Below are 25053 nucleotides of genomic sequence, written 5' to 3' on the forward strand. Positions count from 1 at the left end.
AACCGAATACTTTCACAATATTTCTGGCTTGGGAATGAGTCAAGACTCGACTTCTTTTTGCTTTTTTTTCGTGTTTTTCGTGTTTTTCGTGGACAAAAACCAATTAAGAATCCGCCGCCCTGCCCTTTTGCGGGAACAAGCCACGCGGGCGTTTTTGGATAAATAAAATGATGAACACCAGCACCAGGATCTTCGCCAACACCGCCCCGGCGAAGGGTTCTAAAAACTTGTTGGCAATGCCTAGCGAGAATCCGGCAACCAGTGTGCCTAGCAAATTACCGACACCGCCAAACACCACAACCATGAACGAATCGACGATATAGGCTTGCCCCAAATTCGGGCCGACATTGGTGATTTGGCTTAAGGCCACGCCTGCGACTCCGGCGATACCGGAACCTAAACCAAAGGTCATGGCATCAACGCGGGCGGTGGGTATGCCCATCGCTTTCGCCATTTTGCGGTTTTGCGCGACGGCGCGCACTTCGAGACCTAAGCGGGTGCGTTTGAGGATTTGCAAGAGCAGCACGAACACCAGCAGGCAAAACACCAGGATGTAAAAACGGTTCCAGGTTAAGGATAAAAAATCATTGATTTGCCAGGAGCCGCTCATCCATTCCGGCGTGGCGACACTGCGGTTGAGCGGGGAGAAAATCGAGCGGACGCTTTGTTGCAAGATCAGGCTCACGCCAAAGGTTGCCAGCAAGGTTTCCAAAGGCCGTCCGTACAGGAAGCGGATAATGCCGCGTTCGATGGCGATGCCAACCAGCGCGGAAATCACAAACGCGGCGGGGATGGCGATTATGACCGACATGCCCAAATAATTGGGCATCAGTTGTTGGATGACGTAAGTCGTGTACGCGCCCAGCATCATCAACTCACCGTGCGCCATGTTGATAACCCCCATCACGCCGAAGGTGATCGCCAAACCGATGGCGGACAACACCAGCACCGCACCTAAGCTCAGGCCAAAAAACACGGTTTCTATCGAGCTGTACAGTTGCAAACGCTGGTTGATGTTAGTCAATGACGCTTTGGCAAGGTTGCGGACATCGGCATCCGGCTCCAAAAACTCCCCGTTTTCGTCTTTTTCCACCATCGCATTCAAACGGTTGGCGGCTTCTTGGCTGTCGTAGGCTTTCAAGCCTTCTATCGCCATGATGCGCACGGCTTTGTCTTCACTATCCATATCTTGCAAGAGCAAAGCCACTTTAATCGCTTCGCGGACGGCTTCGTCCTGTTCCTTGTCGGCACGTCCGCGTAGCAAACTGATGGTTTTTTCATCAGCCTCCTTTGCCATCGCCTTGACAGCTTCTAGCCGTACTTTGGGGTCATCCGCGCCCAGTTCCAATTCGCCGATGATTTTCCTGAGCGTGCCGCGCATTTTGTTAGTGAGATTAATCTTGGTCAGGGCATCATGGTCAACCGCGCCTAGAGACGCGCCGCTGACGGCATCACTGATGTCAAAACCTTGATGGTTGTCTGTGCCGATGACGAGTTTGGCATCGGTTTTGGTGATAAAGAGCTTGCTATCGAGCAGGGCTTGCAAGATCGCCAGATTGTGCGCGTCCTTGATGTCGGCAAGCTGCATGATGGCTTTTTCACGCTCCGGCATCGAGCCTTGTTTGAGCGTGTTGAGCGCGTCCAGCCAGGGCTGGGGCGCGGGAGTCGGGCCACTGTACGCCACCAGCGAAAATACCAGCATCAGTAGCGCGAGCAAGGCTTGGCGGCGCGTGGGATTGAAGAGGGTCATCATATTTCCTTTTCAGGTTGCGGGCGATGTGAAGCCAGGAATGCAGGATGGGCTGTACCCAAAGGGCATAAAAGGCACGAAGCCCATCGCTGGTTTTACCCAATTTGATGGGCTTCCTTGCGTCAGCCCATCTACGATTAATCAAATCAATAGTTCTGCCCAGAACACTTTTTGGTTTTGGTGTTGTAGTTGCCGCAGTTGATAGGTGGTGTCCAATCGGCAATGATCGGCTTGCTTTCTGGCAGGTAATCTGACCAAGCATCGCCATCGACCAGTTTGTTGGTTTGCCAGACGGTGACGAATTGGCCGTCATCTTGGATTTCGCCGATCAACACCGGTTTGCTGATGTGATGGTTAGGCAACATCCTCGACATGCCGCCCGTCAAGTTGGGATATTCCACACCGATGATGGCTTTTTGCACGGCGGCGGGATCAGTGGACCCCGCTTTTTCCACCGCTTTCACCCACATATTGAAACCGATGTAATGCGCTTCCATCGGGTCGTTGGTGACGCGTTTGGGATTTTTGATGTAGTCTTTCCATTGCTTGATAAAGGCCGCGTTTTTGGTGGTGTCAACGCTCATGAAATAGTTCCATGCCGCCAAATGTCCCACCAGCGGTTTGGTGTCGATACCTGACAATTCCTCTTCACCCACTGAGAAGGCGATAACGGGGATGTTTTCCGCCGATATGCCTTGATTGCCCAGTTCTTTGTAGAACGGCACGTTAGCGTCGCCGTTGATGGTGGAGACCACGGCGGTTTTCTTGCCCGCAGAGCCGAATTTTTTGATGTCGGCAACGATGCTTTGCCAGTCGGAATGCCCGAACGGCGTGTAGTTGATCATAATGTCCTTCTTGGCGACCTTTTTGGATTTTAGGTAGGCTTCCAAGATTTTGTTGGTGGTGCGGGGATAGACATAGTCCGTCCCTGCCAATACCCAACGTTTCACGCCCAAATCGTTCATCAAATAATCAACCGCTGGAATGGCTTGCTGGTTAGGTGCCGCACCGGTGTAAAAAACGTTTTTCGAGGATTCTTCACCTTCGTATTGCACGGGGTAGAAGAGAATGCCGTTCAGCTCCTCAATGACAGGCAGTACCGATTTGCGCGAAACAGAAGTCCAGCAACCAAAAATCGCCGATACTTTGTCCTTGGTCAGCAACTCACGCGCCTTTTCTGCAAATAGCGGCCAGTTGGACGCCGGGTCAACGACGACCGCTTCCAACTTTTTACCCAGCAAACCGCCTTTTTTGTTCTGCTCGTCTATCAGCATCAGCATCGTGTCTTTCAGCGTGGTTTCACTGATCGCCATCGTGCCGGATAAAGAGTGCAACACGCCGACTTTGATGGTGTCTTCGCCGTAAGCACTGGAGAATAAAGCCATCATCGCGGCGGCGATGGGGGCTAACAGCAGTTTTTTTGCAGATTTTTTAGAAAAATTAAACATGGTTAGATTCCTTAGCGTTTATATTAGAGGATGGCCTAGATTTGTAGCTGCACGCCCAGCTTGATCGCGTTGACGAAATCGCCGTTAGCCGCAGGGTTCCAGATACCGCCACCACCAGACAGGTCGCCGCCTTGCCACAACAGGGAGACACGCGCGTTATGGCCGTCGATGATGTAGTTGACCCCCGCTTCATATTCGCTTTGATCTTGTGCACTGGTAAATCCTTGGCGGGTCATGACTTGGGTATACATCACATAAGGTTGGAATTGTCCGATCCACACTTTTTGCGGAATTAAATACAGCAAGTTGCTGATGATGGAGTCGCCTTGGAAGGGGTTCATCAAACCACCGCCACCGCCGCCCACCAAGAAATTATTGGTGCTGCTCCCTAAGCCAGGTGCACCGTTGTGATAGTCAATACCAAAGTTTTTATACTCCGTGTTGACTGTCAGCACCCCCTTATCCGGCATCACTTTTTCAAATTTCAAGTCGCCACCAGCCATCAAGACATCACCCGCTTTTTCATAGCTTCCGGCACCGTCTTCTTGGTATTGGGCAAAACCCGCTATCGTCAAGACATCGCCATCAGCACCATAAGCCGTACCGCCCGTGTAATAACCCGGCGCACTTTCGGTGTTCAGTATGTTGTAGGCGATACGGGTGGCGTACATCAGGTTACCGTCAGCATTGGCGGTTTTGCCTGGGCCTGAGTAGTTGCTACGTTTCAAGCCCTCGAAAATACCAAACACATATTTCAGGTGACCATCCAGCGCGGCCCCCCAAAAATTGACCCCCTCGTCACGACCGAAAGTACCTGCATCCGGCCCTGGCAACACATTCTGGATGGTCGAATCGGAGGCTTCAAAAGGCGTTTTAAAAGGCTCGTAAGTCGCGCTGTAAAACGGCCCGTTCATTTCAATACGGCCTTCAGGCACTAATTGGCGACCCAACCAAAGATTGGCATAAGGATTGACTTCAAATTGGGCGATACCATCCAAAATACGGATGTCTCCACCATCCCCGCAATTGGAACATTCGGTATTGAAGGTGAATTTAATGTATTTATGAAGCTGACCGTTCATGTATAGACGAAGGTTGTTCAAAGCAAAATCAGTGGACCATTTGGGCTCGCCCGGTCTGCCGTTGTGATCTTCCACCGATGAGAAACTCGTCCTCAAACCAGCCCCGACACTGACCCATTTGGTATCATCAATTTTAAACGTCGCCCCGGCTTCAGAAAGGGAAGAATGCCCAGCCACCAAAGCCGTTAAAGTCATCATCGGCAACCATCCGACCCGGCGGATTGTTGCTAAATGCTTGCTTGAATTGTTCATGTTAAGCCCCTTTGATCTTAAGCTTGCGTTGATTGATACATCAAGCCTCGCTTGATGTAGCCATGCGATACGGCTGGAGAAGATTATTTGGCTTGTGTGAATATTGCACAATGCGTCATCTGACTCATCAGTCAAATGACGTATATCGGAAAAACAGGGGGATTTTTAAAGTAGCACAAGGGCTTATCAAAAACCTTTCAGGTTTTGAAAACCTGGAAGGCTTGGCAAAACGGACATTTTAAGGCGATTGACATAAGCCGTATTGGCTGTAAAGATTCAGATTATGAAACACAAACAGCTAACATCCCTTCAAATGATGTTAGCTGTAACGATGGACAGCACAAACTTGACAAACACTTTCCCATTAGGAATTACATAAATGAAAACTCCAACTCCGATCATTTTCTTGCCGCTCATCTGTTTGCTATTGGGCATAAATATCAGCGTTGCACAACCGTTGGACAAATCCGCAATCAAAGCGATAGACCTGCAAATTGCCCCTGCCGCCAAATTGAGTTTGCCGGAAACTAAAACCCTACGTGCGGCGGTGATTGCCAACCTTAGCCAATGGCGGTTTCCGCTTCGTGCTGAAAACGGGCACGCTTACACCCATACGCTGACCGTCGAAGTTGGTGACAGCAAATATGACCAAACACCCGTAGGATTTTCTTTTTCTAGCGGCAACTCCGACCCACGCGCACCAGGCTTCCAAAAAGCCTATGTCATCCCCATCCAATGCCGTTTAACTGATAACGCCAACCCTAAACAGGAAGAACAATTGGACATGACTTTTTCCGCACCGTCTGCCTCGACCGGCAGCCAGAAATTACAAGAAACTTTGGTTGATAACATCAGCAGCGTGTGTTTTGACCTGCTCGATAGCTTGAAATTTTTACCGCCGCCAACTCCGGCAGAAACGGCGGCATCCGTCACCAAACCAAGGTGGATGCCCAGTGTGCAAGTCGAAACCGTGCCAGTTCCACAACCCCAACCAAGAGCAGAAAACGTACCTGCCGTCACTTTACCCGCGACAACCGCTCCTGTTTCCACTGCCCCGACCACTATTGCTTCCCCAGTTCCTGCCACCACCTCGCCAGCAACAGCAGGACCGCAAGAAATCCGCAAACAACTTATCATCCATAACCAAGGCACACCCGTGATTATAAAATTTGGCTATGATCGGAAATAAACGCGATGAGTTTTGGCGGCTTAAATTCTATGTGGATTATTGTTATGTTTGACTTACCCACGGATACGCCTCAAGCCCGCAAGCAATACACAAAATTCAGGGGATTTTTACTGGACGATGGCTTTACCATGATGCAATATTCGGTCTACATGCGCCACAGCAGCAGTGACGAAAACGCCAAAGTGCATATCAAAAGGGTAAAGGCAAAATTGCCGCCGGATGGCGAGGTGCGGATTATAAAAATAACCGACAAACAGTTTGGCAAAATCGAGGTATTTTATGGAAAAAGGCGTAAACCCATTGAAAAAACACCTGGGCAACTCTCGCTTTTTTAACCTAAAAACGCGAGTTACTCAAGGTTTATCAAAAACTTATTCATGGGATAAGTGTAACCGACTAAAGCCTACCCACAAATCACAACTTAAATTGCCAATGCGCTGATTAAATCCAGCTCAGGTTCTGGCGCTTCATTTTTCCCTTCCAGACATTCAGCTAATGGAACCATGACCAATTGACCATTATTGATCGCAGTGACATGCGCCTGGAGACCTTGGTGAAGCGCATGTGCCGCTGCATAACCCATTCTGGAAGCAATCAGGCGGTCTAATGCCGTTGGACTGCCGCCGCGCTGGATGTGCCCTAAAACACAAGCATGGACAGCAATAGCATATTGGTTCATCAGCACCTCTTTTATCTGGTAGGACAAACCGGATTTTTCCCCTTCGGCGACGATGATAATGGATGAGGTTTTGCCCCGTTCCGCGCCTTTCTTGATATCGCCTGCGATTTTGTCATAGTTGATGACTTGATTGGATAGGACGACATGTTCGGCGCCGGTGCAGACACCCACTTGCAACGCGATGCTCGATGACCTATGCCCCATGACTTCAATCAAAAAAGTCCGTGCATGGGCCGATGCGGTGTCCCTGATTTTATCGACCGCATCTACCGCCGTCTGCACGGCGGTGTTAAAGCCGATGGTGTATTCCGTGCCGGAAATATCATTGTCAATCGTCCCTGGAATCCCTATCACTGGAACACCATGCTCGATATGCAATTCCATTGCCCCCGCAAAAGAGCCATTCCCGCCGATAACGACCAAGCCGTCAATATGTTTTCTGGACAAGATATGTGCGGCTTCGAGCCTGATTTCCGGCGTATGGAATTCAAGGCATCGTGACGTGTCGAGGATAGTGCCGCCACGCTGGATAATATTGCTGACCGATGTCAAACCTAGCCTTTGGATATTGCCTTCCAACAAGCCGGAATAGCCTTTGTAAATACCAAAAACATCTATACCCAGACCGATAGCGGTCCTGACTACAGAACGCACCGCCGCATTCATGCCCGGGCTGTCGCCGCCGCTGCAAAGCACGCCTACTGATTTAATTGATTTAACGGTAGTATCCACAGTTGATTATCCCCTTGGTTTTGTTGGATTCATTGTAGCTGATTTTAAATAATCCTTCCCTGTACACGACAATAAAACCCCGATGACATGTTCAAGCTATGGGGGTTGCAGCAAACAGTCCAAGACGGGCAAGCAATTTAAGTAGACAGGCAATCAACACAATCCTGCACTATTGCTATTTTTACTTAGCATTTGTAAGTGTCAATGCGACAATTAGTCTATTGAAATTTTGTGGGAAAACATGATGACGACGCAAACGAATGCCCATGAGCCATCCGGCGGCCTGCTGGCCTTGATGTTGGGTGCTATCGGTGTGGTTTATGGCGATGTGGGGACTAGCCCGCTGTACACGATGAAAGAAATTTTTAACGGCCCCCATGCCGTTGCGGCAACACCGGAAAATGTGCTGGGCATACTGTCGCTGATTTTCTGGTCGTTGATACTGGTGATCTCGATCAAATATGTGTTGTTTGTCATGCGTGCCAACAACCGTGGTGAAGGTGGCATCATGGCCTTGATGGCCTTGGCGTTGCGCCACCGCAACCAGGAACGGCAACGCAATATCATTATCGCCCTGGGCTTGTTTGGCACGGCCTTGTTTTATGGTGATGGCATCATTACCCCGGCTATTTCGGTATTAAGTGCGGTCGAAGGTTTACAAGTTGCTACTCCGGCGTTGCAAGCGTATGTGTTGCCGGTGACGATAGTCGTGTTGATTATTTTATTTTTGTTCCAGAGCTATGGGACGGCTAAAGTCGGTTTGTTGTTCGGGCCGATCATGATGGCCTGGTTTGGGGCGTTGGCTTTGCTGGGATGGACGAGTGTCTACCAAACCCCTGATGTGCTGGAAGCCTTGAACCCGCTTTATGGGCTACATTTTTTTCTGGAACACGGCTGGCATGCGTTTGTCGCCTTAGGTGCGGTGGTGTTGGCATTGACTGGAGCCGAAGCCTTATATGCCGACATGGGGCATTTCGGCAAACGCCCGATTCAAATGGCATGGTTTTCGATGATTTTACCGGCACTGGCGTTAAATTATTTTGGTCAGGGGGCGTTGATCTTGCGGGATCCGGCGGCGATACTCAATCCGTTTTATCTGCTGGCACCTGATTGGGCCATGTATCCGATGATCGGTTTGGCGACCTGCGCCACCGTTATCGCCTCGCAAGCGGTAATTTCCGGGGCATTTTCGATTACCAGCCAAGCGATGCAAATGGACTATATCCCGCGTATGCAGCGGGTGCATACGTCGACGGAAGCCATCGGGCAAATTTATGTGCCGGCCATGAACCGGATGTTGCTGTTGCTGGTGATCTGCACCGTGCTGGGTTTTGGTTCTTCAGGAAATCTTGCCGCCGCTTATGGTTTGGCGGTGACGGGAACCATGATGATTACGACGCTGTTGACGCTGATTGTCGCCTTGGATAGTTGGCAATGGCGGCCCAAATGGGCGTATTCGCTGGTGTCTTTATTTCTGGTCATTGATGGCTCGTTCCTGGGGGCCAATTTATTAAAAATCCCCCAAGGCGGATGGTTCCCGTTGATAATGGGCGGCCTACTATTTTTGATGATGTCCACGTGGCGGCGCGGACGCGAAGTCATCACCTTTCATTTGCAAAAAGCCGCCATGTCCCTGACCGGATTTATTGCCAACCTCAACGCCCATCCGCCATTGGCGAGGGTGCCCGGCACAGCGGTTTACATGCACGCACGCAATCTCAGCATGCCCAATGCCTTGCAGGTCAATTATGCCCATAACCAAGTGCTGCACGAGAGGATTGTGCTGTTGACCATCGCCACCGAAGACATACCTGTCATAGCGGATAATGGGCGTATCAATATTGATGCGTTGGAACAAGGCTTTTACCGCGTCACCGCCCGTTATGGTTTTATGGAAACGCCGAACGTGCCGCAGATAATAAGCTTGTGCAATATCCAGGGTTTGGAAATTGATTCTGGTAGCGCGTCATTTTTTATCGGCAGGGAAACCCTGATTCCGTCCGACAAACCGGATTTGAACCCCTTGCAAGAGAAAGTTTTCCTGATGATGTTCCGCAACGCCTCTTCACCTATCCAGTTCTTTAAGATTCCGACGGAACGGGTGGTTGAATTGGGTGTGCAATTCGAGGTTTAAGTAGAAATAATGTGCAACTGGAAACCAACACAGAGAGGCTTATGAAAATACTGATTTTGGGTGCGGGCAGGACAGGTGCATCAGTTGCCGAAGCCTTGGCTAGTGAAGCCAATGAAATTGTCGTCATTGATGTCAACTCCGTATTGCTTGACACCTTAAAAGAACGCCTGAACATCACCACCATTTTCGGTAATGCCGCGCATCCGCATATTCTGGAACAAGCGGATGTCCGCAACACCGATCTGGTCATTGCCGTCACTGACCGCGATGAAACCAATATGTTGGCCTGTACCATCATCAACAAACTCTACAGCCGCCCAAAAACCATCGCCCGCATCCGTGCCATTGATTATCTGAAAAACCCGAAATTGTTCGGGCCAGAAGGCATCCCTATCGATATAGTCATCAGCCCCGAACAAAGCGTGATGGAATCCATCCGCAATCTCATCGAATTGCCTGGTGTGCTATATGTTTCAGATTTTGCAGGTGGCTTGGTGCGTTTATTTTCGGTGAAAGTGATGGCGGACGGCTTTTTAACCGGCAAACAAATTAAAACCCTGAAAGGCCGCTTGACCGAAGGCAAAATCCGCGTAGTGGCTATTTTCCGTGACGGTGTCGCACTACCCGTAAACGGCGAAGCGATGATGGCGGCCGATGACGAGGTGTTTTTCTTCGCCCCCCGACTGGAAGTGCGGCGTTTGCTGAAAGACTTAGGATGCCTAGAGAAGCCGCTTAAACGCATCATCATTGCCGGTGGCGGACATATCGGCAAACGTCTGGCGCAGGCACTGGAAAAAGACCATTATGTCAAAATCATCGAGCGTGATGGCAAACGCGCCAAAAAAATCGCCAATGATCTGGAACGCACGATTGTGATACACGGTGATTGCGGCGATGAAACCCTGCTGCTGGAAGAGTCGATAGATAAAACGGATTTATTTTGTGCGATTACCGAAAGTGACGGTGAAAACATCATCTCCGCCTCGTTGGCAAAAGCCCACGGCGCCCGTAAAGCGATCTGCATACTCAACCATTTATGTTACAACAAATTATTGCCCGGCACCGGCATTGACCTAGCGGTACTCCCTAACGTCGAAACTTTAGGCAGCATCCTCAAGCATGTTCGGTCTTGCGACATTGCACAAATCAGCCTGCTATGCAACGGCACCGCCGAAGCCATTGAAGCCGTTGCCCATAAAGGCAATGGGGAAAACTCAGTGGTCGGGCGCAAAGTGGATACCGTCAAACTGCCGGAAGGCGTGGTCTTAGGTGCGTTAATCCGCGATAACGAAGTCATTTCGATACACCATGACAGGGTTTTTGAAGAAGGCGACCATGTCGTGATGTTTACCCTGGATAAAAAACTGGTGCCCAGTATTGAAGAAAAATTCCGGTCACTGTCTTATCTCCATGACCGGAATCTCAATTGAGCACCCCGCCATACCCATTGCGGATGCAAGTGCTTTTTTAGCAGATGCCAAACAAACTTATTCCTGCTTAAGGGCCAACGCTAAAAAAGTTTTCAGGTGTTTTAACTACCTAACAAGAGTACAAAAGCCACTGCATTCACAGCCATGTGCCCCCGAAAATCCTGGCGCACCTGTGAAAATCATCAAACTGCTAACCGACTTTGCCAAACAATCCACCCCCAAGGAGCCTTGATGATGCAAGAGTCCTCAACCCGATATGGCGCTATCCCCACTTTGGATAGCCATCCCCCAGCCCCGGCAGCATCGGTTGCCCACTCGCCACCGTTAGACGAAAATGCCGTGCGCGGGACCTTGGACACCCTCTACCGCACCGAATCACGCCACGTCCTTGCTACGCTAATCAGGCTGCTCGGCGACTTCGATGTTGCCGAAGAGGCGTTGCACGATGCTTTCCGCGCGGCACTGGAACAATGGCCTAGTGCCGGCCTGCCTGCCAACCCACGCGCCTGGCTGGTTTCGGCCGGGCGTTTCAAAGCTATCGACGGTATGCGCCGCCGTGCCCGCTTCGATATGCTGGAAGATGCCGATGCGCTGGCCGATCCCGTCAGTGAGCTTGCCGAACCTTGGGACGATGAGGGTGTCGAGGACGACCGCCTGCGCTTGATCTTCACCTGTTGCCATCCGGCACTGTCGCCGGACGCGCAAGTGGCGTTGACCTTGCGCGAGGTTTGCGGCCTGGCGACCGAAGAGATTGCACGCGCCTTCCTGACTCCCTCGCCGACGCTGGCCCAGCGTATCGTCCGCGCCAAAGCCAAGATCCGCGCTGCCAGTATCCCTTATCAAGTGCCCACCCACGCCGACTTGCCGGATCGCTTGGAATCGGTGTTGCGCGTGGTTTATCTGGTGTTCAACGAAGGCTACTCCACCTCATCCGGTGCGTCGCTAACCCGGCACGAGCTGTCGGAAGAGGCAATCCGTTTGGGGCGGCTGCTGGTTGAATTGTTGCCTGAGCCGGAAGCGCAAGGCTTGTTGGCGTTGATGCTGTTGCACGAATCGCGCCGTGCCGCGCGGTGCTCAGCAACCGGCGAACTGGTCTTGCTGGACGCCCAGGACCGCTCGCTCTGGAACCGCGGGCAGATTGCCGAAGGTTCGGCGTTGGTGGAACAATCGTTAAAATCACGTCGGTTCGGCCCCTACACCTTGCAGGCCGCCATTGCCGCCGTGCATGCCAATGCCAGCACTGCCGCCGCCACGGACTGGGCGCAAATCGCCGCTCTTTATGATTTATTGATGCAATCAGAGCCATCGCCGGTGATTGAACTGAACCGCGCCGTAGCCGTGGCGATGCGCGACGGCCCAACCGCCGGGCTTGCCCTCGTCGATGCTATTTTGGGGCGCGGCGACCTCACCGGTTACCACCTGTCGCACTCGGTGCGGGCGGACTTGTGCCGACGGCTGGGTAAAACGGCGGAGGCCCAAGCCGCTTACCGACAGGCGCTCAGCCTCGTGCGGCAAGAACCCGAGCGGCGTTTTCTTGAGCGTCGGCTGCGTGAACTCACGGCCTAGAGGGGCTATCGGCAATTTGCAAAGTGCGTTGTACGGGCGGCAAACAAGCCGCTCGGCTGATGGGCGCTGATTGCTTGTGCCAGAATGTATAAACCCTTGTTCAAGGCATTGGCTGAATAGCCTGATACACGGTCTTCCAAACGCAATTTGCATCGCCTAACTATCCTGTCATGACCGTCTTGAGCTTGATTAATCATAACCATTTGGTTGTTCGCCAGGCAATTTCGAAAAAATTTATCGCGTGTGGCACTTCATGTCGAATTAACCATTCTCCAATCGACTATAAGGCGTAAATCCTTTTTCCTCACCCAACCGGAGATAAACCATGAAATACCTATGCCTGATTTGCGCCGAAACTGTCATGGAACAGATGGGCGACGACGTTGCCGCACAACATTTTGAAGAATACGCGGAATTCACCAAAAACATCAGGGAAAACGGCCATTATCTGGGCTGTAACCGCTTGCTGCCGCCCAGCACCGCCGTTACGGTGCGGGTGCGGGGCGGCAAGGTCTCGACCACCGACGGGCCCTTCGCGGAAACCAAGGAACAGTTTGGCGGCTACTACCTGATCGAAGCCAGGGATTTGAACGAGGCGATCCAGATCGCCTCGCGCATACCCGGGGCAAAGCACGGCTGCGTCGAAGTGCGTCCAGTTGCCGATGACGAACAGACGTTGCGGGCGCTCGGCTTTGTCGAAGCCTGATATCCGGTGTTGGCAAGAGGTGACGTTAAAAATCCACCCGCCCAAACACTACTGACAACACGTTGTCAGGAAGACTGCCTTACCATAGCAACTAACCAACATTTGCCGCCCGCAAATAAAAAATCCGGCGGCATGTCGATTCAGGCAGCCGCCATTCGACCAAGAGTGCAAGCACCGTTTTACATCCACTTAACTTTAAACAGGAGCACCATCATGACCACAACCATCAACCCCATCCCAGACGGTTTCCACACCTTAACCCCTTACCTGGTCGTCCAAGGCGCTGCTGATGCGCTGGAATTCTATAAAAAAGCCTTCGATGCCGCCGAACTGTTCCGTCTTGACGCGCCCGGCGGAAAAATAGCCCACGCCGAATTCAAGATGGGTGACTCGATCTTCATGCTTGCGGACGAAAATCCGCAGTGCGCCGAAATTTCGCCGAAAACCCTGGGCGGCACCCCGGTCAAACTGCATCTCTATGTCACCGATACCGACGCCGTTTTTGCCGCCGCCATCAAAGCCGGGGCCACGGAAACCATGCCGCCCACCGATCAATTCTGGGGCGACCGCATGGGTGCGGTGAGCGACCCGTTCGGCCATCATTGGTTGATCGCCACGCATATCGAAGACATCGATCCAAACGAGCTTCAAGGCCGGATGGAAGCTTTCTTCGCGGCGCAGGCAAGTTGCGCCGAATAACCAAATTTGAGCGCATCCCGCCCAATCACGGACGGCGGGCGTTTTTGCACAGGCTGGACTATCGCCAACATTTTTTGTTAGTTTTATATCAACCAAACTATTAGGAGAAATTATGGATAAGCAATGCCAAGTTCACGGTGCGTTTAGCTGGTGCGAACTGCTGACCACCGACACCGAATCCGCCAAGCACTTTTATGGCAAGCTCTTCAACTGGACGCTGGAACCCGCGCCCATCACCGGCCTGGACTATACCTTGGTGAAATCCGGCGGCGAAAAAATGGGCGGCATGATGGCGATACCACCCGCAGTTGAGGGGGAGCCGCCCTGTTGGGGCGTGTATGTCACCGTGGACGATGTGGAAGCCACCGCCAAACTGGCCGTGGAGATGGGCGGCAAGGTGCTGATGCCCCCGCATGACATCCCCGAAGTCGGGCGTTTCAGCGTGTTGCAAGACCCACAAGGTGCGGTGATCAGCGTCATCACTTATTTGCCCAAAACCGCTTGAGGAACCGCCATGCCTAAACAAATTTTCGTGAATCTGCCGGTAAAAGACCTTAACCAAGCCAAGGAGTTTTTTAGCCAACTCGGTTTTGCCTTCAACCCGCAATTTACCAACGAGACCGCCGCCTGCATGGTCGTCAGCGATGACATTTTCGTCATGCTGTTGACCGAGGAGTTTTTCCAAACGTTCACGCCCAAAACCCTTTGCGATGCGACGACCAGCACGGAAGTGCTGATGTGCTTATCTTCGGAAAGCCGGGAACAAGTCGATGACATGGTGCGTAAGGCTGTTGCCGCTGGCGGCAGTATTTATAACGAACCGCAAGACCACGGATTTATGTATGGGCATGGCTTTCAGGATTTGGACAGCCATATCTGGGAATTTTTCCACATGGGGCCAGATGCGGCCTGCCAAGGCTGACAACGCAAGCGCGGAGCTACCGATGAAATACCTATTGCTGATTTATTTTGATGAAAAAACCTTAAGCGAAACCGACCGGGAGAGCTGTTATGCGGAATCCACCCAACTTACGAATCAACTCAAAGCGAAGGGTCAGTTTCTGGCAGCCAGCCCGTTACAATCCACTGCGATGGCGACCAGCGTCCGGGTACGCGAAGGCAAACGCTTCGTCACCGACGGCCCGTTTGCGGAGACCCGCGAACAACTGGGCGGTTATTACCTGATTGACGCCAAGGATCTTGATGAAGCCATCGGTATCGCCGCGAAGATTCCGATGGCGTGCAAGGGCGTGGTTGAAGTCAGGCCAGTGATTGAGTTGCCGGGCTTGCCGGTTGATTGACCATGAATATATACTTCAAACGGTCAAGTTTTCGGTTTTTAGTGGGATATTGCAAGTTGGGGGCGCGCGTACCCTGGGGCATAGAGGCATCCTGCCCGCCAGTTGCGGTCAAGAGACCTGCGCTCCAAAAACCGCAAACCTGACCGTTCAGAGTATAGACTGAAATGGATGATGAAAACCGAACCGCAGAAAGAACACGCATGTCAACTTGCCGAGTTGGTTGCGGGCTTGTGGCCTAGACACGCGACAACCCAGCCGGATCAGGCATTACCTTTAACATTATGCAGGAGTAAACCACCATGCAAAAAATCACGCCATTTTTGTGGTTCAATGATCAAGCCGAAGAGGCGATGAACTTTTACCTGTCTATTTTTAAGAACTCGAAAGTCTTGAGTGTCAACCGTTATGGTGATGGCGGGCCGGGATCGAAGGGCACGGTGATGACGGCCAATTTCGAGCTGGACGGGCAAGTGTTCACCGCGCTCAACGGTGGCCCGCTGTACCAGTTCTCGCCCGCCATTTCGTTTGTCGTGCACTGCGAAACGCAAGCGGAGGTGGACGGATATTGGGCAAAACTTTCTGAAGGTGGGAAGGAAAACCAATGCGCCTGGCTGGACGACAAATTTGGCGTGTCCTGGCAGATTGTGCCTAATGTCCTGATTGAATTATTGGGCGACCCCGATCCGGTAAAAGCGGGAAGAGTCATGCAGGCCATGCTGCAAATGACCAAAATCGACATCGAAAAGTTGAAGCAAGCCTATGAACAATGATAAAAAGTTGCAGGATTGTTTTAATCAGGAGGAAACCATGAAATATCTGTTCCACGCCCGAAAAGAAATCTGATATGGGCACTTTACAGATTGGCTGGACTTGAACAGAAATCGCTAAAAATCGTCAGCGTTATAAACATTACTGACACCACGCTGTCAGGAGGGCTGTCATACCATAGCCGCTCGTCAACACTTAATGCACGGAGATAAAAAATGAACAATGTAGCAAGCTGGTTTGAAATTCCGGTAACCGATATGCAGCGGGCCAAAAACTTTTACCAAAACCTGTTGGAAACAACTTTTAAAGATGAGGAAATGGATGCTTATCAACTGGCGATTTTCGCGGGCGAGGAAGGGGCGGTCAGCGGTATGCTGGTGCTGGGCGAACATTACCAGCCCAGCCAAACCGGTGCTGTCGTTTACTTTAACGGCGGCGAAGACTTAAGCGCACCGCTGGATCGGGCCGTCCAGAACGGCGGTAGCGTCCTCCTGCCCAAAACGCCGATCCATGACGGCGACTGCGGTTACTTCGCGCTGTTTTTGGATAGCGAAGGCAACCGCGTTGGTTTATATTCACCGTCTTAACCCTCCTTGAGTTTTAGGCGGCCAATACCTTGGCCGCCTTTCCAAAACGATGCGCCGCGCTGACCGTCTTTTTCAAATTGTCCAAATATTGCGCAACAAACGCTTGGTCACCGCCAAAGCGCTTGCCGAGCGTCTGGAAGTGTCCGAACGGACTATTTATCGGGATATTCAGGATCTTAGCCTGTCCGGCGTTCCGGTTGAAGGTGAAGCCGGAGTCGGTTATCGGTTGCTGCATACCATCGACATTCCCCCGATCATGTTTACCTCGGACGAAATCGAGGCATTGGTCGTCGGCGCGCGGATGGTCAAAACCTGGGCAGGGACCGAGCTGGGTTACTCGGCGCAATCGGCGCTGGACAAAATTACCGCAGTGGTTCCGGCCGGGTTGCGGCATAAGACCGAAGACAGCAAACTGTTTTCATTACGCTTCAACCAGCGCCAGGATATTGATATTCATCTGGATATTTGCCGCAAAGCCATCGACAGCAAACGCCTGTTACAGATGGGCTATTGCCGTGCTGACGGCGAACAAAGCCTGCGTCGTATCCGCCCGTTGGGCCTTTATTTTTGGGGAAACGTCTGGACTTTGGTCGGCTGGTGCGAACTGCGTGACGATTTCCGTAATTTCCGACTTGATCGGATTCAAAGCATCCAGCTGGAAAATGGGACATTTACAGACAGTGAAGGCCAAAGCTTGCAGGATTTTATCAAGCGGATGACCTGTATGTGATGCGGATCACACACGATTTTATTTTCCGAGCTGCCAGTTCAAAATTGGGTAATGGCGGAACAAGAGTACAAACCTAAATTTGTACTCTTGTTCCGCCATTACCTGCTGAAAATTTATTCTAAACTACGAAAGATCTTATTTAAGTTGCTGATAAAAACTAGCCAGCTCCTTGATTTCCGCCTCGCTTAATTGTTGTGCAATCAAGCGCATACGGCTGTAGACATCATTGTGGCGTTCGCCGTTTTTATAAGCCAGCAAGGTGCTGGCGAAGTAATCGGCCTGTTGTCCAGCCAATGCCGGAATATCCATTTTCTCGCCCTGACCACGGCTACCGTGGCAAACCGAACACGGTGGCAAAATGCGTTTGCCGTCGCCTTGGCTGACCATTTTTTCCGCCCTGGCGGAACTTTGGCCAGCCGCCTTGTGTTGCGGCATAGGCAACGACGCAAACCATGCCGCCAAATCCGCCGCATCCTGTTCACCCAAGCCTTTGGCAATGGCGGTCATGGAATCATGGCTGCGGCTGCCGTCAAAATAATCACGCAACTGTTTGTAGGTATAAGTGGCGATTTGGCCCGCCAAAGCCGGTATGGCGGGGATAGTCTCACCATCGCGGTTTTCTGCCGCTATGCCTTCGCCTTTTGCCCCATGACAGCTTTGGCAGGATTCAGCCAGGGATTTGCCTTTGTTCAGGTCGCCTTTTTTCACCAGACTTAAGGTTTCTGGTGTCCAGGCAATGTTAGAGGCCGGCCCGGCATGGCTGGCAAGTGGCGCAAGCAATGCGACAGCTAATAATAAGTGTTTCATGATTAATATCCCCACGCGCTTGAACCAAAGGTTTTCATAAAAAAGAATTGTAAGATCGGATATCCAAAGCTGACCGCCATCAACACGGCAATCACTTTATTCCAAAGTCTTAAGCCATTCAGATACTCAGGCAGTGTCGTGACGGCATGGATAGGTTCGGCAAACTCAATCTCTTCGGCAACAACGGTTTCCGACGTAGGATTTAACTGGGTCTTGACCAGATTGTAGATGAACAAACAGGCGGAACCGAGCAGGATCAGGCCACCAAAAATCATCATAAACTCATAAGGTTTCCACGCCAAAGTCAGCAAGTTATTGTAAACCACGCTGGATATACGGCGCGGTTGGCCCAACAAACCCAGGACATGCCAAGGCGTAGTCAAAATTGCCATGCCGATGAACCACAGCCATAATTGGGTCACCGCCATGATGTTGGAAAACAAGGCTTTTCCGGTCAGCAGCGGCCACAGGTAATAGGCGATGGCGAAATACATGATGATGGTCGTGCCGCCAAAAATCAGATGGAAATGCCCGGGCACCCAAGCGGTGTTGTGGATCATCGCGTTCATCGCATAACTGGCGTTGACGATGCCGCCGAAGCCGCCAAAAATCAGCATCAGCAAGGCTAAAATCACCGACAGCACCATCGTGTTCGTCCACGGCAGCGTCAAAATCCAGCCAAACAAGCCCTTACCGCCACGCAAGCGTCCGGCGATTTCCAACGAGGCGATCACGGTGAAACCCGTCACCAAGGTCGGCAAGGCGACCACAAAGGTGCCGATGCCATGCAGCAATTTCCAGCCGCTGGCTTGTTCAGGGTCCATGTACAAATGATGGAAACCAATGGGTAAAGCAAATACCGCAAGGACGATAAACGCAATCCGCGCCATTTCGTCACTGAACAAATAGCCGCCCGCTTGTTTCGGCACAAACACATAAAATGCGGTGTAAGCCGGAATCAGCCAGAAATACACGATAGGATGCAAGGTCCAGGCGAACAAAGTCCGCGCAAGGCCCGGGTCTACGGTATCTATCCAACCCAAAGATAAAGGGATCAACTGGAACAGCACTTCCAAAGCCACACCCGCGCTAGTCCATAACCACAACATGGCATTGGCGGCGGTGGCGAACATAGGAAGCGGCACGGCTTGTCCAGGATTGGCTGTTTTCCATTGGCTGAACATCACCAGCATGATGGCGCACCACACCCAAGATCCCACCACCAACAAGGTCGCGCCGATATAAAACGCGGCATGGGCGACAATCGGCGGATAAAACGTATACAGCACCGAAGCTTTGCCCGTCAGTAGCGGGATCGCGGCTAGCACCACACCGACCAACGCCAGCCAAAATCCCCCCCAAGCCAGCGGCTTGTTCCAAACGGGTTGCTTCAGGCTAGTGGTGGCGATGGTGTAACCAAAACCCATGATAAAAAAAGTCGTCAAGACAAACGCCATGAGTACGCCGTGGGTGCTGACCGAGGCGAAATAAACAGGGGCGGAATCTAACACGGGGAAAAAGCCGCTACGTTCCAACACCTGATATTCGCCCATGAAACAGGCCACAATAAAAGCGGCAAACGCCACCCATAAATGGCTTAACGCAAGTTTTCTTGTCGTAGCATCAATCATTATTGCTCTCCATTGGCTGGCGATTTAACCGGAGCTTTCCAGTCTTCTTTGGCGATAACAGAAATATTGCTCCACATGTGGTTATGGCCTAAGCCGCAATATTCATTACACAGTAAGGGATATTCACCCGGTTTTGGAAAAGTGGTGGACACTTGTGCAACATAACCTGGCACAATCATCGTGCTCATATTGGTCATCGGGATATGGACACCGTGCAAGACATCCATACTGACCCAACGGAACGTCAATGGGGTCTCGGCTGGCACATCGATGTGCTTAGGGAAAAATGAATAACGTCCGGCGACCATGCGGATGGTGACGGCACCTTTTCCATCGACTTGTACACCGAGGTTGTCTTCGGCAAACTCTTTACTGAGATGCAGGCTGGCGGAATCAATCGTTTCAACCTTGCTGGGCGGATTAACGCCATGAAAGAAAGCATCCAGGGTAATAATGCCAACTAACAGGCCAACAACCATCAAGGAAATGGTAATCCATCTTTTTTCCAGATGGTCGATATGGATTGCGTTAAACTGTGCGCATAAACTTTGTATGAGATTCGCGCTTTTTGAGGGTTCTGTTTGCATAATAAAATCCTATCCCCGTGGCAAAAATACGCCGTAATACAGAAACAGCCAGGCGACGACCATACCGCCAATCACCGCTGACATCAGGGCAAAAGTGCCGACTGGCGAACTTTCAAGAATATGTTGACGGTCTTCTTCACTCATTTGATCCATACTATCCTCACTCTTTCGTAGTTATGACCCTGTTGGGCGATTGTGGATAAACGGCACAAAGAACAATGACAACGATTCTTAGGGCAGATTTTCAGATTCGCACAACATCGTCCGTTTAGTTCAATACCATTATTATGGTGGGGTGATTATAGAGACAAAGCTAAATTTTGTCTGTTTTAATAAACAAAACCCCCTGTTATTGATGGACTTATCCAATTGCACCAGACAATCCGCCATCACCAACCCTAAGCTGTAAGCAAACACCGCCACAACACCACAACTAAAAGCATGGACATTATTTTAAGAGAATACAGCCGCGTTATCTGGCAGAAAAAAGGCTATTTTCTACTGGCGTTAATTGCCTTGACGGTGGAAGTCCTGCTGGATTTATCTGCTCCTATCTACTACAAAAACATCGCCAACGGTCTCGCCGCGCCTTATTCAGATGCCACACTGACTGTGTTGCTGGATAGCCTGAAAACCATCGCCTTGTTGTATGGCGGCATCTGGCTGGCTTGGCGGTTCCTGGAAACCGCCATTATTCCGCTGGACGGTGGCGGTGTTAATTTGCTGGAAAAACGCTGTTTTGACGTGCTTAAAAAACAAAAATATGGCTTTTTCGAAAACCAGTTTTCCGGCAGCCTGATCAAACAAGCCAACCGCTTCTCGCGTTCGTTTGAAATTATCATGGACTGGTTTTTGTTCCAGTTTTTTATGAACTGCATTGCGGTCAGCATTTCATTCGCCATTTTTTACCAGCAACAACCGGAGTTTGCCTATTATTTTTTGGTCTGGGTGGTGCTGTTTGTCGGCTGGAATATTGGGTTTTCGATCTGGAAACTGCGTTTTGATGAAGCCGTCGCGGAAGGCGATTCCAAAGTAGGCGGTTTGTACTCGGATGCCATCAGCAATATTTTTATTGTCAAAAGCTTTGCCTTGGAAAACCGCGAGCAGCAACGCATCAACCAAGCTTCGGATGTAGTGTACCGCAAGAAAAAAATCGCCTGGGCTTTGCTGTTTGTTTCCTTTGCGATCCAAGGCATGATGACTTTTGGCATTGAACTCTGGCTGGTGTATTTGATGATAGAAAAATGGCGGGCGGGCAATTTTCAGGTCGGGCAATTCGTGCTGTTCCAGTCCATCATGATTATGCTGATCCAACGCCTGTGGGAATTTGGCCGCAACTTCCGCAATTTTTTCACCGCCCTAGCCGATGCGCGGGAGATGACCGAGGTTTTCCGGCAGACAGACCTGGAAACCGATCCGCCCGACGCGCGTCCGCTAAGCATTGCACGGGGCGAAATCAGTTTTAACCGCATCAATTTCAGTTATAACCCGCATTCCCCGTTGTTTACGGATTTTTCCTTGCATATCAAAGCCGGTGAAAAAGTGGCGCTCGTCGGGCAATCCGGTTCCGGCAAATCGTCATTGACGAAATTGCTGTTCCGTTTTCTGGAGCCGCAATCTGGCGCGATCACGTTTGACGGCCAAAACGCAAAAGCCTTTACCTTAAGCGCGTTGCGCGGGCAAATATCCATGGTCCCCCAACAACCTGAGCTGTTCCACCGCTCGATACGCGAGAATATCACGCTAGGGGCGGACATCCCTGAAGTGCGTCTGCGGGATGTCGCACAAAAATCGCGAAGCCTGGATTTCATCGAAAAACTGCCGGATGGTTTTGCCACATTAGTGGGTGAGCGCGGAGTCAAATTATCGGGCGGCGAAAGGCAGCGCGTCGCCATCGCCCGTGCATTTCTCGAAGACGCGCCGATAATCGTGCTGGATGAGGCCACCAGCGCCTTGGATTCACTGACCGAACAACAAATCCAAACCGCCATTTTCGAATTGATCGAAACTAAAACCGCCATTGTCATCGCCCATCGCTTATCGACGATTTTATGTATGGACAGGATAGTCGTATTGGAGCACGGGCATATTATCGAGCAAGGCACCCATCAGGAATTACTTGATAAACAAGGAAAATATTACGCAATGTGGCAACATCAAAGCGGTGGGCCTTGGCTTGACCCTTAATTTCAACCTATCTTGTGATGATCGTTTCCTTGCCACACCTGCATATGAAGGCTAGGTCTCTTGACCGCAATAGGCGGAGGCGGGCAGGATGCCTTTATGCCCCAGAGGGTATGCGCTCACTCCCACTAAAAACCGAAAACGCGCCCATTTTGTGCCCATTTAAAGTATATCCGCAAAAAAAATTCCACTATTTGCAAAACTTGCATTTTTATTTTGACTGATAAATCAGGAAAGCACTTGTTTTTAGCATTATGTGTTTTCTGATTATCTTTCAACTTACCAACTGATGTTACGCATTGTCCACGACCCGTAGAGCGCGAAGCGAAAAGCACGAAAAAAACTCACTAACGCCTTCGAGGGCAAATAAGCGGCAACTTGACGTGCCCCCCCTAGCCTTTTTTCGCTTTGTAACACAAGCCGGAATGGGTTTGTTCCAACAGTAGACGCCACGGCGACCCGTTACGTAACGTTTTCAGTACCTATCGCGATTTTGGAACCCAGTCCCGTCCCGACCAATCAAAGCCAAATAAATGCTCAGTACCCTTTCGTGCTTTTTCATGTTTTTCGCTTCGCGCTCTACGGGTCGTGGACAAAAAGGAAGTCGTGCGTAACATCAGTTACCAATAAAAATTTACTGCGGACAAAGTTGTTTAAAATTATTTGTAAGGTTTTCATTTTCATCCCGACTGATGGGTCAGGAAAGCGGTTGGCCCTCCCAATCAGTTTTTCCTAACTTACTTTTAACTTAAAAAATGAGGATTGACCATGAACAAAACAACCTTGGCCTTGACTTTCGGCGGCATCATCGCAACTGCTTTAAGCGCATCCCCTATCGCTTTTGCCGACAACAACCCCTTTGGCATGAAAGAAATCTCCGGCCCCCTTGTGGTGGCCGAAGCGGATCAAGCAGGCACTGAAAAAGCCCAGGAAGGCAAATGTGGCGAAGGAAAATGCGGTGCAAAAAAAGCAAAAATGGCTGAAGCCGCAGGCAAGGACAAAACGGCGGAAGGCAAGTGCGGGGCAGGCAAAATGGCTGCTGACAAAATGAAAGAAGGCAGTTGTGGTGGCAATAAGAAATAAGACCTTGTAGGACAGTGGCCTTTGGAACCCCAGCGGTTTTAAAGGTCCGGCCACATCCATCTACTTTTTTAACGGGAAGCCATCATGACTTCAGAAGAAACCACTTATTGCCAGTGCCTGGCCCTGCAAACCAACAAGTTACTGGCTACAACAAACCATTGGCTCGAAAACAACACGTCCGGCTATGCCCCGATTTTCCTACGTCTGGTTTTGGCCTATGAATTTGCCGAAGCGGGATTAGAAAAATTCATGGGCGAAAATTGGTTCGGCGAATTGCCTTTTCCGTTTCCATTTAATTTGCTACCCGCTGAGGTCAGTTGGAATCTTTCGATGGGGCTTGAGTTGATAGGCCCCATCGCCTTGGTTCTCGGATTAGCCACGCGTTTTTTTAGTTTCGCTTTGATCATTTTGACCGTGGTCGCCATCGCCGCCGTGCACTGGCCTGCCGAATGGCATACTTTGGGGGAATTGTGGCAAGGTTATGCCATCACCGACAAAGGCTTTGGCAATTACAAATTGCCGCTATTGTATTTATTGATGCTGGCTTCGTTGTTTTTTAGCGGGGCGGGCTGGTTAAGCCTGGATTACTGGGTAACCCGCAAACTGTTTAAGCACTGATGGTAAGCGAGGGAAATATCCACGGAAAGCACAAAAATTACTTCAAACGGTCACGTTTTGGGCTTTTAGTGGGAGGGAGCGCGTACCTCTGGGGCATAAAGGCATCCTGCCCGCCTGTTGCGGTCAAGAGACCTAAGCTCCAAAAACCGAAAACTTGACCGTTCAGAGTATATCTTGGACTGTCCATTAAACCTTTTTCGTGCTTTTTCGTGCTTTTTCGTGGACAGTATCATTAGCCAATCATCTTAATCCCATCCCTTCGTTTTTCCTGCCAACTTTTCCTTAATCCGCAATCTAGCCGCTTCCGGCAAGGGCATCGCCTTACCACGCCCTCCAGCCAACATTTTTTGCATGAACAGCAAGTGCCGGCGATAACGGCGGCAAGTCACACAAACCATCAAATGCAGCTTCATCGCCCAACGTTTGGGCCAAGGCAACCGTGTTTCGAGGCTGTCAGAAAGCAAATCAGTCATTTTTTTACAGCTCAGCATCTTCTTATCCTTGATCAAACCATTGGATTTCCAGGCATTGCCTGAGTTTCAAGCGTGTGCGTGATAAGGCCACACAGAGTTGGTTGGTCGTTTCTATCGCCAATACCTTACAACATTCTTCACTCGACAAACCTTCCACTGTCCGCAAAATAAACAAATCCGCCATGTTTTGGGGCAAGCGGGCCAAACAGCGGTAAAACACTTGCCAGAATTGTTCATCGTTTATCGACTTATCCGGCGTCCCCCAATCAATCAGCTTGATTTTCCAATGCCCGTCGGCATCGAAAGAATGTGCCAGTAACTCATCAGTATCTTCAAAATCGTCCAACGATTCGGTTTCGTGGCTATATTTGCGGAAATGGTCGATGATTTTGTGTTTCATAATGCCGATCAACCAGGTTTTTACCGATGATTGCCCGTTGAATTGGGCAAACGATTGCCACGCCGCCAATAGCGTTTCCTGCACCATATCCTCGGCCAGCGGTTCCGAGCGTACACGCAACATCGCGTAACGATAAAGCGCGTCACCATAATCAGCGAGCCAAGCTGCGGGGTCACCCGTTAATTGCGTCATAAAAATCATCTACCCGTTTTGTGGT

At 50.8% G+C, this 25053-nt stretch carries 27 protein-coding genes; 16 read left to right on the top strand and 11 right to left on the bottom strand.

The window, feature by feature from the left end:
• Positions 1 to 103: 103 nt before the first annotated feature.
• From urtB to PHH59_RS03825, 3 genes are all read right to left on the bottom strand, one after another.
• On the bottom strand, positions 104 to 1750 hold the full coding sequence (gene urtB, locus PHH59_RS03815; RefSeq protein ID WP_300011459.1) for an urea ABC transporter permease subunit UrtB: 1647 nt from the start codon (positions 1748 to 1750) through the stop codon (positions 104 to 106).
• Positions 1751 to 1896: 146 nt separating this feature from the next.
• On the bottom strand, positions 1897 to 3138 hold the full coding sequence (gene urtA, locus PHH59_RS03820; RefSeq protein WP_300011585.1) for an urea ABC transporter substrate-binding protein: 1242 nt from the start codon (positions 3136 to 3138) through the stop codon (positions 1897 to 1899).
• Positions 3139 to 3233: 95 nt separating this feature from the next.
• The gene (locus PHH59_RS03825) at positions 3234 to 4532 is read right to left on the bottom strand and encodes a hypothetical protein (protein ID WP_300011462.1); all 1299 of its coding nucleotides are present in this window, start codon (positions 4530 to 4532) and stop codon (positions 3234 to 3236) included.
• A gap of 379 nt (positions 4533 to 4911) precedes the next feature.
• Between PHH59_RS03825 and PHH59_RS03830 the strand changes: the two genes are divergently transcribed.
• Positions 4912 to 5721 carry a hypothetical protein gene (locus PHH59_RS03830; protein ID WP_300011465.1) on the top strand — a complete coding sequence of 270 codons (810 nt, stop codon included), beginning with the start codon at positions 4912 to 4914 and terminating at the stop codon, positions 5719 to 5721.
• A 29-nt stretch (positions 5722 to 5750) separates the two neighbouring features.
• Positions 5751 to 6056, top strand: a complete 306-nt coding sequence (gene cas2, locus PHH59_RS03835) for a CRISPR-associated endonuclease Cas2 (RefSeq protein WP_300011468.1) — start codon at positions 5751 to 5753, stop codon at positions 6054 to 6056.
• 86 nt (positions 6057 to 6142) lie between these two features.
• Here the strand turns inward: cas2 and pfkA are convergent, their stop codons facing one another.
• A complete protein-coding gene (gene pfkA / locus PHH59_RS03840) occupies positions 6143 to 7132 on the bottom strand; it encodes a 6-phosphofructokinase (RefSeq protein WP_300011471.1) in 990 nt (329 codons plus the stop codon).
• 244 nt (positions 7133 to 7376) lie between these two features.
• On the opposite strand from pfkA, the gene PHH59_RS03845 reads away from it, so the two are divergent.
• The 3 genes from PHH59_RS03845 (at position 7377) to PHH59_RS03855 (ending at position 12262) form a co-directional block, all read left to right on the top strand.
• The gene (locus PHH59_RS03845; protein WP_300011474.1) at positions 7377 to 9266 is read left to right on the top strand and encodes a potassium transporter Kup; all 1890 of its coding nucleotides are present in this window, start codon (positions 7377 to 7379) and stop codon (positions 9264 to 9266) included.
• Between the two features lie 41 nt (positions 9267 to 9307).
• Positions 9308 to 10696, top strand: coding sequence for a Trk system potassium transporter TrkA (trkA, locus tag PHH59_RS03850; RefSeq protein WP_300011477.1), 1389 nt, complete (start codon positions 9308 to 9310; stop codon positions 10694 to 10696).
• A 231-nt stretch (positions 10697 to 10927) separates the two neighbouring features.
• Positions 10928 to 12262, top strand: coding sequence for an RNA polymerase sigma factor (locus tag PHH59_RS03855; protein ID WP_300011480.1), 1335 nt, complete (start codon positions 10928 to 10930; stop codon positions 12260 to 12262).
• Positions 12263 to 12267: 5 nt separating this feature from the next.
• On the opposite strand, the gene PHH59_RS03860 is transcribed toward PHH59_RS03855, so the two are convergent.
• Positions 12268 to 12459, bottom strand: a complete 192-nt coding sequence (locus PHH59_RS03860; protein ID WP_300011483.1) for a hypothetical protein — start codon at positions 12457 to 12459, stop codon at positions 12268 to 12270.
• Positions 12460 to 12587: 128 nt separating this feature from the next.
• Between PHH59_RS03860 and PHH59_RS03865 the strand changes: the two genes are divergently transcribed.
• From PHH59_RS03865 to PHH59_RS03900, 8 genes are all read left to right on the top strand, one after another.
• Positions 12588 to 12968 carry a YciI family protein gene (locus tag PHH59_RS03865; protein ID WP_300011486.1) on the top strand — a complete coding sequence of 127 codons (381 nt, stop codon included), beginning with the start codon at positions 12588 to 12590 and terminating at the stop codon, positions 12966 to 12968.
• A gap of 213 nt (positions 12969 to 13181) precedes the next feature.
• A complete protein-coding gene (locus tag PHH59_RS03870; RefSeq protein WP_300011489.1) occupies positions 13182 to 13667 on the top strand; it encodes a VOC family protein in 486 nt (161 codons plus the stop codon).
• Between the two features lie 112 nt (positions 13668 to 13779).
• Positions 13780 to 14172 carry a VOC family protein gene (locus PHH59_RS03875; protein WP_300011492.1) on the top strand — a complete coding sequence of 131 codons (393 nt, stop codon included), beginning with the start codon at positions 13780 to 13782 and terminating at the stop codon, positions 14170 to 14172.
• A gap of 9 nt (positions 14173 to 14181) precedes the next feature.
• Positions 14182 to 14589: a VOC family protein gene (locus PHH59_RS03880; protein WP_300011495.1), complete on the top strand. Its 408-nt coding sequence runs from the start codon at positions 14182 to 14184 to the stop codon at positions 14587 to 14589.
• Positions 14590 to 14611: 22 nt separating this feature from the next.
• On the top strand, positions 14612 to 14968 hold the full coding sequence (locus PHH59_RS03885; protein WP_300011500.1) for a YciI family protein: 357 nt from the start codon (positions 14612 to 14614) through the stop codon (positions 14966 to 14968).
• A gap of 299 nt (positions 14969 to 15267) precedes the next feature.
• Positions 15268 to 15738 (top strand): VOC family protein, encoded by a 471-nt coding sequence (locus PHH59_RS03890; protein WP_300011503.1) that lies wholly within the window; start codon positions 15268 to 15270, stop codon positions 15736 to 15738.
• A 213-nt stretch (positions 15739 to 15951) separates the two neighbouring features.
• Positions 15952 to 16323, top strand: a complete 372-nt coding sequence (locus PHH59_RS03895) for a VOC family protein (RefSeq protein WP_300011507.1) — start codon at positions 15952 to 15954, stop codon at positions 16321 to 16323.
• A 49-nt stretch (positions 16324 to 16372) separates the two neighbouring features.
• Positions 16373 to 17053, top strand: coding sequence for a YafY family protein (locus PHH59_RS03900; RefSeq protein ID WP_300011510.1), 681 nt, complete (start codon positions 16373 to 16375; stop codon positions 17051 to 17053).
• 135 nt (positions 17054 to 17188) lie between these two features.
• Here the strand turns inward: PHH59_RS03900 and PHH59_RS03905 are convergent, their stop codons facing one another.
• Genes PHH59_RS03905 through PHH59_RS03920 form a run of 4 tightly spaced genes read right to left on the bottom strand, consistent with a single transcriptional unit; the run spans position 17189 to position 20231 of the window.
• Positions 17189 to 17860, bottom strand: a complete 672-nt coding sequence (locus PHH59_RS03905) for a c-type cytochrome (RefSeq protein ID WP_300011512.1) — start codon at positions 17858 to 17860, stop codon at positions 17189 to 17191.
• 2 nt (positions 17861 to 17862) lie between these two features.
• Positions 17863 to 19491: a b(o/a)3-type cytochrome-c oxidase subunit 1 gene (locus tag PHH59_RS03910; RefSeq protein WP_300011515.1), complete on the bottom strand. Its 1629-nt coding sequence runs from the start codon at positions 19489 to 19491 to the stop codon at positions 17863 to 17865.
• A complete protein-coding gene (locus tag PHH59_RS03915; protein ID WP_300011518.1) occupies positions 19491 to 20078 on the bottom strand; it encodes a cytochrome C oxidase subunit II in 588 nt (195 codons plus the stop codon). The genes PHH59_RS03910 and PHH59_RS03915 overlap by 1 nt, the downstream gene beginning before the upstream one ends.
• A 9-nt stretch (positions 20079 to 20087) precedes the next feature.
• Positions 20088 to 20231, bottom strand: a complete 144-nt coding sequence (locus PHH59_RS03920; protein WP_300011521.1) for a hypothetical protein — start codon at positions 20229 to 20231, stop codon at positions 20088 to 20090.
• Positions 20232 to 20519: 288 nt separating this feature from the next.
• Here PHH59_RS03920 and PHH59_RS03925 point away from each other — a divergent pair, with 288 nt between their 5' ends.
• The 3 genes from PHH59_RS03925 (at position 20520) to PHH59_RS03935 (ending at position 23963) form a co-directional block, all read left to right on the top strand.
• Complete coding sequence (locus PHH59_RS03925; RefSeq protein WP_300011524.1) at positions 20520 to 22265, top strand: ABC transporter ATP-binding protein; 1746 nt, start codon at positions 20520 to 20522, stop codon at positions 22263 to 22265.
• A gap of 765 nt (positions 22266 to 23030) precedes the next feature.
• Positions 23031 to 23345, top strand: a complete 315-nt coding sequence (locus tag PHH59_RS03930; RefSeq protein ID WP_300011527.1) for a hypothetical protein — start codon at positions 23031 to 23033, stop codon at positions 23343 to 23345.
• 84 nt (positions 23346 to 23429) lie between these two features.
• Entirely contained in the window at positions 23430 to 23963 is a 534-nt protein-coding gene (locus PHH59_RS03935) for a DoxX family protein (RefSeq protein ID WP_300011529.1), read from the top strand.
• A 245-nt stretch (positions 23964 to 24208) separates the two neighbouring features.
• Here PHH59_RS03935 and PHH59_RS03940 read toward each other — a convergent pair whose 3' ends face one another.
• Together PHH59_RS03940 and PHH59_RS03945 are read right to left on the bottom strand one after the other, a co-directional pair.
• Positions 24209 to 24454 (bottom strand): hypothetical protein, encoded by a 246-nt coding sequence (locus PHH59_RS03940; protein ID WP_300011532.1) that lies wholly within the window; start codon positions 24452 to 24454, stop codon positions 24209 to 24211.
• Positions 24455 to 24458: 4 nt separating this feature from the next.
• Complete coding sequence (locus PHH59_RS03945) at positions 24459 to 25028, bottom strand: sigma-70 family RNA polymerase sigma factor (protein WP_300011535.1); 570 nt, start codon at positions 25026 to 25028, stop codon at positions 24459 to 24461.
• Between the last annotated feature and the right edge of the window lie 25 nt (positions 25029 to 25053).

This window comes from Methylovulum sp. (assembly GCF_028687615.1).
GTDB lineage: Bacteria > Pseudomonadota > Gammaproteobacteria > Methylococcales > Methylomonadaceae > Methylovulum.